The sequence below is a fragment of the Streptomyces sp. NPDC090021 genome, from assembly GCF_044748225.1.
GTDB lineage: Bacteria > Actinomycetota > Actinomycetes > Streptomycetales > Streptomycetaceae > Streptomyces.
In genome coordinates, this window is sequence record NZ_JBIVFO010000022.1 from 80,741 (window position 1) to 95,032 (window position 14,292).

Consider the following 14,292-nt stretch of genomic DNA (forward strand, 5'->3'; position numbering starts at 1 on the left):
GTCCCGCCGAGCGACCGCTCTCCCTCCATGCTGTCGCCACCGGGACCGATCGGGCGACTCGGAACCTGCGGGCGGGAGGAAGGGGGGCCGGTCAGCGGTATGGCGTGACGATCGTGGTGATGAGGAGGGCCGCCGGGGCGCCGAGGACCGGGATCCGGTGGCGGTCCCGCGTGGCCGGTGCCGGCGCGCCCGGCCACGCCGCGCCGGCGAGTGCGGCGCCCCACCAGTCGGCGAGCGCGGCCGCGGCAGCGGCGGTGAGAGGCCGCGGCGGTGAGAGGCACCGGCACCGGCAGGAAGGTCGGCAGGGCGAGCGCGAGCCAGGGTGCGATGTTCCAGCCTCTCGCGGGCGGCGGATTCGTCCTCAGGGCGTCCTGCGGGGCGTGGGGAGAACGGCGGGACCGGCGGACCGGCCCCGTTCGCTTACGGGCGCGGGCGGGTGCGCCCCCGCCGCGCGGCGTCGCGCCAGGAGGCGCTGAGCGTACGCCGGCGCATGCGGTGCGGGCGGCCGGTTCCCGCGCATCCACGGCCGGCGATCGCGGTAACGGCCGATTCCGGATCTGGCCACGCCACCTCCACATGAATTAGATTAGGCAAGCCTTACCTAACTGGAGGTTCTGATGAGCGCTGCCGCCCTGCCCGCGGCCCAGGCGACCCTCGCCGAGCGGACCCGTTCCGTGCTCGCCCGCGCGGTGTCGCTGACCGTCACCACGAACGGGCTCCGCTACGACCTCGTCGGTCTGCATTCCGTCGACGCGAGGGGCCGGGTGCGGCTGCACCTCCCGGCGGACAGCCTGCCTGCGGCGCACGTGGCCTGCGCGCCGCGCGGGGCCCTGGCCGCACTGGTGGAGTTCACCGACGTCGCCCCCGTCGCCGTACGGGACCGGGTGCGGGCCCGGGTGACCCTGTCCGGCTGGCTCACGAGGTCCGGTCACGCGACCGCGACGGACAAGGTCGACCTGCGCCTCGACGCGGCGCGCGCCACCCTGGCGACGAGGGAGACGACCGTGAAGGTCGGCCTCGACGAACTCGTCCTCGCCCGGCCGGACCCGCTGGCCGTCGACGAGGGATCACTGCTGACGCATCTGGCCGACGCCCACCAGGACGCGGTGACCCGCCTGACCCGCCTCGCCGACCCCTGGCTCCTGCGCGGCGCCGTCCGCGTCCTGCCCGTCGCCGTCGACCGCTACGGCATCACCCTGCGCTGCGAGTACGCCCGCAACCAGCGCGACCTGCACCTGCCCTTCCCGTCGCCGGCGCACGACGCCGCCCAGGCCGGCGAGCAGATCCGGCTCCTCCTCACCGCGGCCCGCAGCTGCCCGAGGCGCCGCCGCCTGCCCGCCCGCCCCTGACCGGGAGCGGTCCGGCCCGAACCGCTCCCGCCGGGCGCGCGGGGCGGGTGAGGTGCGCGGGCTTCGGGCCGGAAGGAAGATGGAGGAGGCAGCGCGAGGCGACGCGGAGGTGAGCGCCATGACCATGCAGACCCCCTATCCGCCGGTCACGGTGTCGGCCAGGCTGGACGCGCCGCTGTCGCGGTGGCTGTGGCTGGTCAAATGGCTCCTCGCGATCCCCCACTACGTCGTGCTGGCCTTCCTGTGGCTCGCGTTCCTGGTCGTCAGCGTGATCGCCTTCTTCGCGATCCTCTTCACCGAGCGCTACCCGCGCGCGCTGTTCGACTTCAACCTCGGCGTGCTGCGCTGGTCCTGGCGGGTCTCGTACTACGCGTACGGCGCCCTCGGCACCGACCGGTACCCGCCCTTCAGCCTCGGCCCCGAGCCCGACTATCCGGCGAGGCTGGACATCGCCTATCCCGAGCGGCTCTCGCGCGGCCTGGTCCTGGTGAAGTGGTGGCTCCTCGCCATCCCGCAGTACCTCGTGACCGGCATCTTCACCGGCGCCGTGCACAGCGACAGGTGGGGCGTCGGTCTCATCGGGCTCCTGGCCCTGATCGCCGTCGTCACCCTGGCCTTCACCGAGAAGTACCCCCGCGACCTGTTCGCCCTGATCATCGGGCTCAACCGGTGGGTGCTCCGGGTCGCCGCCTACGCCTGCCTGATGACGGACGCGTACCCGCCGTTCCGGCTCGACATGGGCGGCGACGAGCCCGTGACCGCCGCACCCTGAGCAGGTTCGGGACTTCCGGACCATGGTGCCGGACGGGGACGGCCCGCGGGCGCGGCTGCGCGCGGCGGACGAGGCCGTCGAGCGGATCGGGACCTCGTCCAACGAACGGGCGATCTGGCGGGAGCTGACCACGTTCCTGCTCCGGGGCCCGTGCGACGCCGCCGCCGTGGAGCTGACCGGCGGCGGCCCGGACGGCGTGAGCGGTCGCGTGGCCGCCGCGGGCGACGCGGCGGGCCTCCTGGACCGCGCGGATGTCGGGGACCTCCCGGACGGACGGGCCGCGTCGGTGCACGTCGTCTCGGTCCCGCTGACCGGCCTCGGCGGGGGCGAGGTCTACGGACGGCTGCTCGCGGCCCGCGCGCACGTCCCCTTCAGCACCGACGAGACGGCGACCCTGCGCTTCGCGGCACGCCTCGCGTGCGGCCACGTCGGGCACGCACGCCGCCTCGCGGCCACCGAGAGGATCGCGCTCGACCTGCAGCGGGCGCTGGTCGCCGAGCCGGGCCGGCCCCATCCGAACCTGGAGATCGCCAGCCGCTACCTGCCACTGGGCTCCCGAGCCCTCGTCGGCGGCGACTGGTTCGAGACCGTACGGCTCCATTTCGGCCGCACCCTGCTGGTGGTCGGGGACGTCATGGGCCACGGCCTGGAGGCCGCCGTCGACATGAACGTCTACCGCTCCGTCCTGCGCGACGTGGCCTCCACCGATCTCGCCCCGCACCGCGTACTGCGCCGGCTGGACGCGTCCGCGGCCGCGGAGGACAACCGCCGCCCCGCGACCTGCCTCATCGCCCGGGTCGATCCCGCCCGTGGCACGGCCGCGTACGCGAGCGCGGGGCACCTGCCGCCCGCGGTCTTCACCGCGGACCGCCCCGGGGAACTCCTCGACGTGCCCGTCGGCCCGCCGCTGGGCACGGGTGTCGGCGGGTACGAGGCCGTCGCCCTGCCCTTCACGGCGGACCAGACGGTCCTGCTCTACACGGACGGGCTGGTGGAGCGCCGCGGCGAGGACATCGACACCTCGCTGGCCCGGCTCGCCGCGCTCCGCATGACCGCCGGCTGCGGGGTCGCGGACGTGGTGGACGCGGTCTGCGCCGGCCTGGACGCGCAGCACGCCGAGGACGACGTCGCCGTGCTCGCCGCTCGCCTGCGCCTCCGGCCGCCGCCCGAGGCGGCGGCCGGATGACCCCTGCGGCGGCTGCGGCGGCTCAGCGAGCGGCTTCCGCCGACGGTGCGGGGAGCACCGGAAGAGCCGGGGGCAGGGCCGCCGGGCCCTCGACGGAATCGCGCTTCGGAACCTTCGGTGCCTGCGGCGGCTTCGGTGCGGTCCTGCCGCACAGGGCCTGGTCGCGGTCGACCGGGTACTGCCCCGGCGTCGTCTCGTGGGCGGCTGTCGCGGACGCGTCGGGCACGGCCGGGCCGGGCGCCCGGACGGGTGCACGCACGAGATGGTGTTCCGCCGGTGCCCCGGCTGCCGGGAGGTCGGCATCGTGCACGAGGGCGACCTCGTGTGCGTGTTCTGCGACGGGCCGCTGCCGTCCCGGTGGAACGTCGACGGCGACGACGTGGCGCCGGGAGCTACCCCAGCAGGTCCAGGAGCGGTGTGAGGCCGTGCGGCCGCCGGTCGACCGGCAGGTGGTCGACGAAGTGCACGGGGCAGCCGAGCGCCGCGGCGCCGCCGTCCGCGGTGCGGTCGTCGCCGACCATCAGCACCTCCCCGGGCGGCAGGCCGAGCCGGTCGCAGGCGGTCCGGAACATCAGGGGATCGGGCTTCTGGACGCCCAGCTCGTAGGAGAGCACGTACACGTCGACCAGCTCGTCCAGGCCGTGCGTACGGAAGACCGGCCGCAGGTCCCAGCCGATGTTGCTCACCACGGCCACCGGGACGCCCCGGCGCCGCAGCTCGCGCAGCGTCGGTACGGTGTCCGGGTACGGCCGCCAGGCGGCCGGGCTCATGTGGCGGTCGTAGAGCGCCTGCGCCAGCTCCGGCGCGGGGAGGCCGGCGGCCAGCGCCAGACCGCCGTAGGCGGCCCGGTGCTGATCGGTGCTCACGTCCCGTTCGTGCCACACGGCTTCGAGGTGCGGGGGCATCCGCCGGGGCGCGGGACCGCCCGGCAGGGCGCCGTACTCCGTCAGCCGCCCCGCCGTCTCGCGGAACTCCACGTCGGACAGCCGGATGCCGGTCGCCACCAGGCCCGCGCCGAGCCATTCCTCGGTCGACTCGATGCGCAGCAGCGTGCCGGAGAAGTCGAACATCACTCCTCGGATCATGGGGTGATCGTATGCCAGGGCCGCCGGACGCTCCGTCAGGTGGTGGGGTGCAGGCGGGACGACGTGAGCGGTGAACCGTGCGGGGCGGCGTCCACGTCGGCCAGCGCGCTGCCGGCCAGCCAGCTGGGCCAGTCCATGTTCCAGTCGCCGAAGCCGTTGTCGAAGGGGGCCATCTCCTCGCCGCCGCTGTTGACCACCTCCACGATGTCCCCCTCCCGGACCGTGTCGAAGAACCAGGCGGCGTTCTCCGTGCTCATCCCCGTGCAGCCGTGGCTGACGTTCTCCTCGCCCTGCGCCTCGACCGACCAGGGCGCGGCGTGGATGTACTCGCCGCTCCAGGTCACCCGGGTCGCGTAGGAGACGGGCAGGTCGTAGAACTCCTTGGTGCCCCGTTTGATGCCGACGGTGTCGCCGCGCATGCGGACCTTGGACTCCTTGCGCAGGACCACCTTGATGCCGCTGCGGGTCCTGAACCCCTCCTTGCCGGTGGTGACCGGGATGGTCCTGATCACCCGTCCGTTGCGGCGCACGGTCATCCGGTGGGTGGCGGAGTCGGTGACGGCCTCGATCCGGTCCCCGATGGTGAACTGCAGGTCCTCGGAGGGGCCGCCGTAGGCCTGGTCGCCGACCTCGACCCCGTCGAGTCCGCTGCGGACGCGGACCACCGTGTGCGCGGGCCAGTACGTACGGGGCCGGAAGTGCAGGGTCGACGCGTCGACCCAGTGCCAGGCGCCCTCGACGTGCGGCTCCGAGGTCACCTCCAGCGCCTGCTCCAGCCGGGCGCGCGCCACGGGGTCGTCGGCGGGGATTGGCCGGCTGAGGACGGCCGTCACGATCTCCCCGGCTCCGTAGGTGCCCGGTGCCGGCCCGAACTCGACGGTCAGCCTGCCCCCGTCCGCGGGCGGCGCGGTACGGAAGGCCATGGTCACGCCGACCGGGCTGTCGGCCGCGTCCTGCGCACCGACCTGCACGGTGTAGGTCTCCCCGGCGCGCAGCGGCTCGGTGTTGAGCCAGCGGTCGCTGTGCGGGCCCAGTTCACCGGCCAGGTGCCGGCCCTGTCCGTCCCGCACGGTCACGTCCGTGATCCGGCCCGGTTCGCCGAGGGTGATCTGCAGGGGTCCGCCCGCGTCGGTGGGCCGCGCCTCCGCCCAGGCGGCGTCGGCGAAGGCCGGCTCCTTCAGTACGGATCCCCTTCCGCGGGCGGTGGCCCGTACCCGCTGCTCCTGCCAGCCGTCGCACAGCCCGCGCTGCAGCACCCGGGCGGCGCACCGCCCTTCGCCGGTCCCGCGGCCCCCTTCGAGCACCCTGCCCACCAGCAGGGTGACCGCGGCTTCGCGCGGGTGACCCGCGGGGGTGGTGTCCGGGGAGGCCGCATCGGGCGCCCGGCCCGGCGCTGCGGCGACGACCAGCATGGCCCCCGTCACCGCAGCCACGGCGCCCCACGCCTTGATCGGTTGTGTCCGTCGCATTCGTGGCATATCCGTATCAAACCGATGGGGAGCCAACATGATGATCATGCGCTCGGCCCTGGGGCCGAACGGGCACCCGAAGTGAACTCGGACGGAGCAGCGAAAACCCGTGTGCGCCCGGGCGGCTGCGCACGGAGAATGCCCGCATGCCCGTACGCGCGGTCCACCCTGACGAACTGACGGTCCTCCAGGACATCGAGAGGGCGGCCGGACGCTGCTTCCGGGACATCGGGATGCCGGAGATCGCCGACGACGAGCCGCCGGCGCTCGGCGAGCTGGCCACCTACCGGGAGGCGGGGCTCGCCTGGGTGGCGGTGGACGCGGCCGACACCCCGGTCGCCTACCTCATCGCCGAACGCGTGGACGGCAACCTCCACGTCGAGCAGGTGTCCGTGCGCCCGGACCACGCCCGCCGCGGCATCGGCCGGTCCCTGTTGGAGCACCTCGCCTCGGTCGCCGTGGGCGAGGGCGTGCCCGCCCTGACGCTCACCACCTTCGCCGAGGTCCCCTGGAACGCGCCGTACTACGTCCGCTGCGGCTTCCGTCCCCTCGCCGCGGAGGCGCTCGCTCCGGGCCTGCGGGAGATCCGTGCGCGCGAGGCTGCGCACGGGCTGGACCGGTGGCCCCGCGTGTGCATGCGCCGCGATCTGTGAGGCCGGTGCGGCGCCCGCGTCCTTCGCCGACCGCGAACCGGGGTCGCGGCCGACGGCCGCGGTGTGCTGGGGTGGACGGATGGAACTACTGATACTGGGCGGGACCGCGTGGCTGGGCCGTGAGATCACCCGGCAGGCGGTGGACCGCGGCCACGACGTGACGTGCCTGGCCCGCGGCGAGAGCGGCGAAGTCGCGCCGGGCGCACGGCTGGTGGCGGCGGACCGGAAGGACGGTACCGGCGCCTACGCAGCTCTCCTGGACCGCGACTGGGACGCCGTACTGGAGGTGTCCTGGCAGCCGGCGTTCGTCCGCGACGCGCTGCTGGCGCTGGCGGAACGGACCCGGCACTGGACGTACGTCTCGTCCGTCAGCGCCTACGCCGACCACGGCACGGTCGGGGCCGACGAGTCGGCCGCGCTCCTCGCGCCCACCGAGCAGCAGTACGTGGAACGGGAGGAGTACGGGGCGGCCAAGGTCGCCTGCGAGGCGGCCGTGCGCGCGGCGGTCGGGGACCGGGGCGCCGTCGCCCGGGCCGGACTGATCGGCGGTCCGGGCGACCACACCGGGCGGTCGGGGTACTGGGTGGCCCGCGCCGCCCGCACGGTGGACCAGCCGATGCTCGTACCGCACTCCCCCGGCCTGCCGACGCAGGTGGTGGACGTACGCGATCTCGCGGGATGGCTGCTGGACCTCGCGCGGGAGGGCACGGCCGGGACCTTCGACGCGGTGGGGCCCGTCGTGCCGTTCGACGAGTGGGTCGACCTGTCGCGTCGGGTGGCCGGGCACACCGGGGAGGTGGCGACGGCGGCCCCGCAGTGGTTGCTGGACCGGGGGGTCGCGCCGTTCATGGGACCGGAGTCGATGGCCATGTGGATGACCGACCCGCAGTGGGCGGGCTTCTCCGCCCGCAGCGGTGCCGCGGCGCGCGCGGCGGGGCTGCGGCACCGGCCGCGCGCGGAGATGCTCGCGGACCTGCTGGAGTGGGAGCGCGCCGAGGGCCTCGACCGCGTCCGCCGGGCGGGCCTGAGCACCGCGCGCGAACGCGAACTCCTCGCCGAGCTGCACGGGTAGGCCGGGTCACGGCGGGCCGGGTCACGGCGGGCCGGGTCACGGCGGGCCGGGTTCAGCGCCTCGGCCTGGTGGCGACGGCGGCCCCGATGCGGAGGGTCCGGTCGTACGTGCCGCGGGGGTCGTGGTCGAGCAGGGCCCGGCGCAGCTCCGTCTCGAAGGCTGCCATGCGGTCGCCCAGCTGGTCCGGGCCGGACGAGGAGAGGGAGAGCTGGAGGCCGATCACTCCGTCCACGGTGTGCCGGACGGGCTGGTCCCACCGGTGGGTCTCGACGTGGGAGAGCGGCGACTTGGCGAGGACGTCGCACAGTTCCTCCCAGTCGCCGCCGTCGGACTGCGCGGTCCGGCCGGGTCCGAGGAAGCGTTGCCGTACCTCCTGGACCACGTTCAGCCAGGCCGGCTCCGGATCGCCGGGCCGGTGCACGGCCTCGACGACGGCGACGCCGCCCCGGGGCGCGAGCACCTCGTCCAGGTCGGCGAGCACCCGCGCCCGGTCCATCCGGCGGAAGGCCCTGCCGATGACGCACAGGTCGATCCGGGGCAGGCACAGCCGGGTGACGGCGGCGTCGTCGCCACGCAGCCACGAGATGTTCCCAAGGCCGCGCTCCTCGGCGAGCCGTGCCCCCTCGGCGAGCATCGCCGGCTCCGGATCCACGGCGTACACGTGCTCGGCCAGCGGGGCGAGGGACAGACCGAGCGTGCCGGGTCCGGCACCGAGGTCCAGGACGGTCTGGGAGCCGTCGAGCACGAAGCGGTCCGCGAGCAGGGTGAGGAACTCCTGCGGATACGGGGGCCGGTAGCGGGCGTAGTAGGGGGCGGCGGACGCGAACGGGGTACTCATGGGGTCCTCCCTCCGGGGTTGCACCCGCCGATCGTGGAGCACGGAACCGGCTTCCATGTGCGCCGGGCGCCCCGAATCCCCCGAACGGATGTCTGCGGGGCGCCGCCGGGACGTCATCGCCCCGCCCTTCGGTGTTCCTGTGGCGTTCGCCCGGTGTTTCCCGTCCTACCCCGGAAGGCGTTTCGGGTCGAGGGCCCGGCGGCGCGAGCCGATCGAGTCGGGGTCTCGGCCCGGGCGGGGTACCGACGCCAGGAGCAGCGCGGTGCAGGGGTCGCAGCCGCCCCGGTCGGTGCCCAGCCGTGGTGCCGGTGCCCAGCCATGGTGCCGGTGCCCGTACCGGCGGTGGTGACGAACAGCGCGGCCGCACGACCACGCGGGCCGTGAGCCGGCCGGGCCCGTGAACGGCGTGGCGGACCGGGAGCCCTGAGCCGTCGTAGCGGGGGACGGACGCCACAACCTGCTCCCGGTGGGGCGGACCCACCACGGGGCAGCCGAGGACGTCGCGGTCCGGACGGCCGGCCCCCGGGCTGCCACATGTGCTCCGGAGTGCGGTGGCCACGGGGGCGGTGCACCCTGGTGGTGACGACGCACCGTGGCAGCCGTGGCACCGCAGACCCCGGTGATCGCGGGTCGGCCCGGCTCCCGGTCACCTGTTCGCAGCGCGCCCGGCCCGCCGTGTCCCCGTGACGGGGAGAGGGAGCCGCTCGTGAACGCCTACCCGCCCATCGCGGACCATGGAATGGTCGGCGATCTCCAGACCGCGGCGCTGGTGTCCTCTCAGGGCACGGTCGACTGGTGGTGCACGCCCCGGTTCGACTCCCCCAGCGTCTTCGCCTCCCTCCTCGACAGCGAACGCGGGGGCTACTGCAAGCTCTCCGCCGACCTCGCCCACGAGCCCGGAACCGTGGTCCGCCAGCTCTACCAGGCGGACACGGCCGTGCTCGTGACCCGGTACATGGGACCCGGCGGGGTCGGCGAGGTCGCCGACTTCATGGTCCCCCTGGACACCACCACCCCGACGCAGCGGCACCAGCTGGTCCGTGTGGTGCGCGTGGTCCGGGGCAGTCTCGACTTCGACCTCGAATGCCGCCCGCGCTTCGACTACGGGCGCGCCTCCCACACGTTCGAGCAGACCGACGAGGCCTCGGTCGTCTTCCACGGTCCGGGCACCCGGCTCTGCCTCCAGGTCGCCGGGGCCTCGGGTCCCCTCGGGCTGCGGCGCGACGGCGACGACGCCACCGCCCGTTTCACCCTGACCGCGGGGAACGCGGCCGCCGTGGTGCTGACCAGCGACGCCGACGACGGCCCCGCCCCGCCTCCGCTGTCGGCCGGGGGAATCAGCGACGAACTGCAGGCCTGCCGCACCTTCTGGCACACGTGGCTGCGCTCCTGCACCTATCACGGCCGCTGGCGCGACATCGTCCACCGCTCGGCGATCACCCTCAAGCTGCTCACCTACGCTCCCACCGGCGCGCCGATCGCCGCGCTCACCATGGGACTGCCCGAGCAGGTCGGCGGGGAGCGCAACTGGGACTACCGGTTCACCTGGGTCCGCGACGCCTCCCTGTCGGTGAAGGCCCTGATCGACCTCGGGTTCGCCGAGGAGGCCGCAGCGTTCCGCCGCTGGCTGCGCGACCGGCTCGACGCCGGCGGCACCGCCTCCGGCGAGCCGCTGCAGATCATGTACCGCATCGACGGCGAACCCCAGCTGACCGAGGTCGTCCTGGACCACTTGGAGGGCTACGCCGGTTCGAGACCGGTACGGGCCGGCAACGCGGCCGCCGACCAGATCCAGCTCGACATCTACGGCGAGGCCTCCGACGCCCTGGCCCAGACCCGGGACATGGGCGGGATCAACGGGTGGAAGGCGTACGCTGCCGTCCTCGACTGGCTCGCCGACCACTGGGACCGCCCCGACGAGGGCATCTGGGAGACCCGGGGCGGCCGCCAGGACTTCACCTTCAGCCGCCTCATGACGTGGGTGGCCTTCGAACGGGGCATCCGCCTGGCCGAGGCGTTCGCCCGCCCGGGCCACGTCGACCGGTGGCGCGAGGTGCGCGACGCCGTCTTCGCCCAGATCGTGGAGCGCGGCTGGAACACGGAGAAGCAGGCGTTCGTCCAGCACTACGGGACCGACGTGCTGGACGCCTCGCTGCTGCTCATGCCCCGGGTCGGGTTCCTCTCCCCCACCGACCCGCTATGGCTCAGCACCCTCGCCGCGATGGACCGGGAACTGGTCAGCGACAGCCTGGTCTACCGCTACAACCCGGAGGCCTCCCCGGACGGACTGCGCGGCTCCGAGGGCACCTTCAACCTCTGCAGCTTCCTGTACGTGGAGGCGCTGGCCCGCGCCGGCAAGCCGCAGGAAGCCCGGTACGCCTTCGACAAGATGCTGACCTACGCCAACCACGTCGGCCTGTTCGCCGAGGAGATCGGACCGTCGGGTGAGCAACTGGGCAACTTCCCGCAGGCGTTCACCCATCTCGCCCTGATCGCGGCGGCCCTCGCCCTGGACGAGCAGCTCGACCGGGCTGAGGCGGCGGGAGGCGGCGGCAGGTGAGGAAGTCCCTGCCACCCCGGACGGCGCAACACCGTGCGGGCTGCGCGGCGTACCGGCCCCGCTCGCGGGTCCTGGGGCCCGGCGGTCTCGCCGCGGCGGCCCGCCTGCCCGGGGGCGGGTCCGGCGCGGGGCCGGGCACGCGGTGCGTGGGTGCGCGCGTGCCCGGCCGGCGGGCCGACCGGCCGCTCAGGTCGACGGAGTCAGGCGCTCCCACAGGAAGGTGTGCACGAGCGCCTCGTTGAAGGCCGTCTGCCGGTGATCCGTGGCTCCCGCGTGGCCTCCGCCGATGTGCTCGTGGAAGAACACCGGGTGACCGGTCTCGCGCAGCCGGGCGGCCATCTTGCGGGCGTGCCCGGGGTGGACGCGGTCGTCGCGGGTCGAGGTGAGCAGGAGCAGCGGCGGGTAGGCGGGACCGTCCGCCCGGATCCGGTGGTAGGGGGAGATGTCCTCCAGGTGGGGCCGGTCCGCGGGGTCGTCCGGGTCGCCGTACTCGGCGATCCAGCTGGCGCCGGCGAGGAGCTTGTGGAAGCGGAGCATGTCCAGCAGCGGTACGTGCGCGACGACCGCGCCGAACAGCTCCGGTTCGCGCGTGAGCATCGCGCCCATGAGGAGGCCGCCGTTGCTGCCGCCCTCGATGCCCAGCTGGGCCGGGGTGGTGATGTCCCGGGCGACGAGGTCCCGGGCGACGGCCGCGAAGTCCTCGTACGCCCGGACCCGGTTCGCGCCGAGCGCCGCCCGGTGCCAGGCGGGCCCGTACTCGTGCCCGCCCCGGATCCCGGCGACGACGTAGGTGCCGCCGCGCGCGAGCCAGGCGCGGCCGGTGACGGCGCTGTAGGAGGGGACCATCGAGATCTCGAAGCCCCCGTACCCGTAGAGCAGGGTGGGTCCAGGACCGGGCCGCTCCTCGGGACCCACGACGAAGTACGGCACCCGGGTGCCGTCCGCGGAGGTCGCGAAGAACTGGCTCACGGTGAGGCCGGCGGTGTCGAACAGCGCCGGGCCCTGCTTGACGGGCTCGCTGTCGTCCTCGCCGCCCGCCGTGCCCCGGTAGAGGGTGGAGGGCTGGAGGAAGCCGGTAACGAGGTGGAAGTACTCGTCACCCACGTCCGGGTCGGTGCAGGTGACCGAGGCGGTGGACAGGGCCGGCAGGCCCGGCAGCGGTGCCCGGCTCCAGCCGTCCGGGCCGGGGGTGAGCAGCTCCATCGCGGAGGAGACGTCAGCCCGGGTGCTGAGGATGAGGTGGTTGCGGGTCCAGCTGTACCCGGCGAGGGCGGTGCGCTCGTCGGGGGTGAACAGCACCTCGGCCTCCCGCGCTCCCTCCTGGAACGCGGCGAGGTCGAAGGCGAGGAGGCTGCCCGCCGGGTGGCCGAGCCACGGCGTCTTCGTGGTGACGGTCAGCCACTCCCGGTGGACGGAGGCGCTCGCGTCGTCCGGCACGTCGATCTTCACGGGCGGGCCGTTGCCATCCTCGGGCAGGAGGAACAGCTCCTGGTTCCAGAAGTCGATCTGCCGGTGGACGAAGTCCCGCTCGAAGCCGGGGGTGTCGTCGTGCCAGCCCGAGGCGGACAGGTCGGACGGGCGGCCCTCGTAGACCTGCTCGGCCGCTTCGAGGGGTGTGCCGCGCAGCCAGCGGCGCACCTGGAGCGGGTAGCCGGACGTGGACATCGAGCCGGGACCGAAGTCGGTCCCGATCCAGACCCGGTCGTGGTCGATCCACCCGATCCGGGTCTTGGCCTCGGCGACCGTGAACCCGTCCGCGACGAACTCCAGGGTCTCCAGGTCGAACTCGCGCACGACGCAGGCGTCCGCGCCGTCCCGGGAGAGCAGGATCAGGGCGTGCCGGTGCTCGGGGGCGAGGACCCTGCTGCCGGCCCAGGCCCACTTCTCCCCCTCCGCCTCGGCCAGCGCGTCGAGGTCCAGAAGCACCTCCCAGTCCGGACGGTCCGTGCGGTACTCCTCCAGGGTGGTGCGCCGCCACAGGCCGCGTACGTGGTCGGCGTCCTGCCAGAAGTTGTAGAGGTGGCGGCCGCGGCGGACGACGTAGGGGATCCGCCCGTCGTCGTCGAGCACCTCGCGCATCTCCTGTTCGAGCACCTTGAAGCCGGGGTCGCCGGTCAGCGCGTCGACGGTTTCGGCGTTGCGCTCCCGGACCCAGGCGAGGGCGGCTTCGCCGGATACGTCTTCCAGCCACAGGTAGGGGTCTTCATCGCTCATCAGGCGATTGTGCAGGAAGCGGCCGGCGGGCGTCGCGCAGGGCCGTGTGGACCGACCAGACGACGGAGACCAGCGGGACCGCGACCACGGCGCCGACCACGCCGGCGGCGATCGCGCCCGCGACCACCGAGATCGCCACGACCAGCGGGTGGAGGCGGACGGCCCGGCTCATCACCAGCGGATGCAGCAGGTGTCCCTCGATCTGGCCGATGATCACGATGAGCGCGACGACGATCCCCGCGACGAGCGGCCCCTTCGCGGCAAGGGCGACCACCGCGGCCACCGCCAGGGCGACCGGCGAGCCGATGAGCGGGACGAAGGCGGCGAAGAACTCCAGCAGCGCCAGCGGCACGGCCAGCGGGACCCCGAGGAGGTACAGCGCCAGCCCGACGAGGACCGCGTTCGTCGCCGCGACCACCACGATCCCGTGGGTGTATCCGGTGAAGGTGCGCCAGCCCGCGCGCCCGGCGATCGTCACGCGCTCCCGTGCCGTCTCGGGCAGCTGGTCGCGGAACCACGCCCACTGGCGGTCGCCGCCGTGCAGGAAGAAGAAGGAGCAGAAAACGGCGAGGGCGAGGACGGTGAGCACGTGGACGAGCCGGCCGGCTCCGCTGACCGCCTGGCTGAGGACGGTGGAGCGGTGGCTGGAGAGGTACTCGCCGACCCGCGACTGGACGTCGGAGAGCGCCTGCGGATTCAACCGGAAGGGCGGCTTCTCCAGCCATGCCTCGATGCGGGCGAGTCCCTCGCGGAACTCCCGGGCCAGGGTCGTGCTCTCCCCCGCCACCGCCTCACCGACCAGGGTCAGCACGACCAGCAGGAGCAGCGCGCTGCCGAGGAGGCTCACGGCGACGGCGATCGTCCGGGGCACGGCACGGGCGAGGCGCCGGGTGGGCGTCCACAGCAGCGCGGTGACGACGAGACCGAGGAAGACCGCGACGGCGATCTCGTGGAACCGGCCCAGCAGGGCGAAGACCACGTAGACGGCGGCGCCGACGACCAGCAGGCGCCAGGCGTACGACGCGGCCGTACGCAGGAACGGTGACACCGGCGGCATGGTCCATGGGTGCCACGGCGGCCCCGGAGGAAAACCC

General features: G+C 74.1%; 12 protein-coding genes. 6 read left to right on the top strand and 6 right to left on the bottom strand.

What is annotated here, in order from left to right:
* Positions 1-617: 617 nt before the first annotated feature.
* From ACIPXC_RS19330 to ACIPXC_RS19340, 3 genes are all read left to right on the top strand, one after another.
* Positions 618-1,349, top strand: coding sequence for a DUF2470 domain-containing protein (locus ACIPXC_RS19330; protein ID WP_401619412.1), 732 nt, complete (start codon positions 618-620; stop codon positions 1,347-1,349).
* Between the two features lie 124 nt (positions 1,350-1,473).
* Complete coding sequence (locus tag ACIPXC_RS19335) at positions 1,474-2,121, top strand: DUF4389 domain-containing protein (RefSeq protein ID WP_401619529.1); 648 nt, start codon at positions 1,474-1,476, stop codon at positions 2,119-2,121.
* Between the two features lie 22 nt (positions 2,122-2,143).
* The gene (locus tag ACIPXC_RS19340) at positions 2,144-3,307 is read left to right on the top strand and encodes a PP2C family protein-serine/threonine phosphatase (RefSeq protein ID WP_401619415.1); all 1,164 of its coding nucleotides are present in this window, start codon (positions 2,144-2,146) and stop codon (positions 3,305-3,307) included.
* Positions 3,308-3,329: 22 nt separating this feature from the next.
* On the opposite strand, the gene ACIPXC_RS19345 is transcribed toward ACIPXC_RS19340, so the two are convergent.
* The 3 genes from ACIPXC_RS19345 to ACIPXC_RS19355 form a co-directional block, all read right to left on the bottom strand.
* A complete protein-coding gene (locus ACIPXC_RS19345; protein WP_401619418.1) occupies positions 3,330-3,566 on the bottom strand; it encodes a hypothetical protein in 237 nt (78 codons plus the stop codon).
* Between the two features lie 133 nt (positions 3,567-3,699).
* Positions 3,700-4,392 carry an HAD family hydrolase gene (locus tag ACIPXC_RS19350; protein WP_401619421.1) on the bottom strand — a complete coding sequence of 231 codons (693 nt, stop codon included), beginning with the start codon at positions 4,390-4,392 and terminating at the stop codon, positions 3,700-3,702.
* 35 nt (positions 4,393-4,427) lie between these two features.
* The gene (locus ACIPXC_RS19355; protein ID WP_401619424.1) at positions 4,428-5,861 is read right to left on the bottom strand and encodes an Ig-like domain-containing protein; all 1,434 of its coding nucleotides are present in this window, start codon (positions 5,859-5,861) and stop codon (positions 4,428-4,430) included.
* 146 nt (positions 5,862-6,007) lie between these two features.
* On the opposite strand from ACIPXC_RS19355, the gene ACIPXC_RS19360 reads away from it, so the two are divergent.
* Both ACIPXC_RS19360 and ACIPXC_RS19365 read left to right on the top strand, forming a co-directional pair.
* Positions 6,008-6,514, top strand: coding sequence for a GNAT family N-acetyltransferase (locus ACIPXC_RS19360; RefSeq protein ID WP_401619427.1), 507 nt, complete (start codon positions 6,008-6,010; stop codon positions 6,512-6,514).
* A gap of 79 nt (positions 6,515-6,593) precedes the next feature.
* Positions 6,594-7,586: an oxidoreductase gene (locus ACIPXC_RS19365; protein ID WP_401619430.1), complete on the top strand. Its 993-nt coding sequence runs from the start codon at positions 6,594-6,596 to the stop codon at positions 7,584-7,586.
* A 52-nt stretch (positions 7,587-7,638) separates the two neighbouring features.
* Here ACIPXC_RS19365 and ACIPXC_RS19370 read toward each other — a convergent pair whose 3' ends face one another.
* Positions 7,639-8,424 carry a class I SAM-dependent methyltransferase gene (locus ACIPXC_RS19370; protein WP_401619433.1) on the bottom strand — a complete coding sequence of 262 codons (786 nt, stop codon included), beginning with the start codon at positions 8,422-8,424 and terminating at the stop codon, positions 7,639-7,641.
* A gap of 706 nt (positions 8,425-9,130) precedes the next feature.
* On the opposite strand from ACIPXC_RS19370, the gene ACIPXC_RS19375 reads away from it, so the two are divergent.
* Positions 9,131-10,984, top strand: coding sequence for a glycoside hydrolase family 15 protein (locus ACIPXC_RS19375; RefSeq protein WP_401619436.1), 1,854 nt, complete (start codon positions 9,131-9,133; stop codon positions 10,982-10,984).
* A gap of 186 nt (positions 10,985-11,170) precedes the next feature.
* On the opposite strand, the gene ACIPXC_RS19380 is transcribed toward ACIPXC_RS19375, so the two are convergent.
* Both ACIPXC_RS19380 and ACIPXC_RS19385 read right to left on the bottom strand, forming a co-directional pair.
* Positions 11,171-13,198, bottom strand: a complete 2,028-nt coding sequence (locus tag ACIPXC_RS19380; protein ID WP_401619439.1) for a prolyl oligopeptidase family protein — start codon at positions 13,196-13,198, stop codon at positions 11,171-11,173.
* Complete coding sequence (locus ACIPXC_RS19385) at positions 13,188-14,255, bottom strand: AI-2E family transporter (protein WP_401619441.1); 1,068 nt, start codon at positions 14,253-14,255, stop codon at positions 13,188-13,190. Before ACIPXC_RS19385 ends, ACIPXC_RS19380 begins: the two co-directional genes overlap by 11 nt.
* Positions 14,256-14,292: the final 37 nt, after the last annotated feature.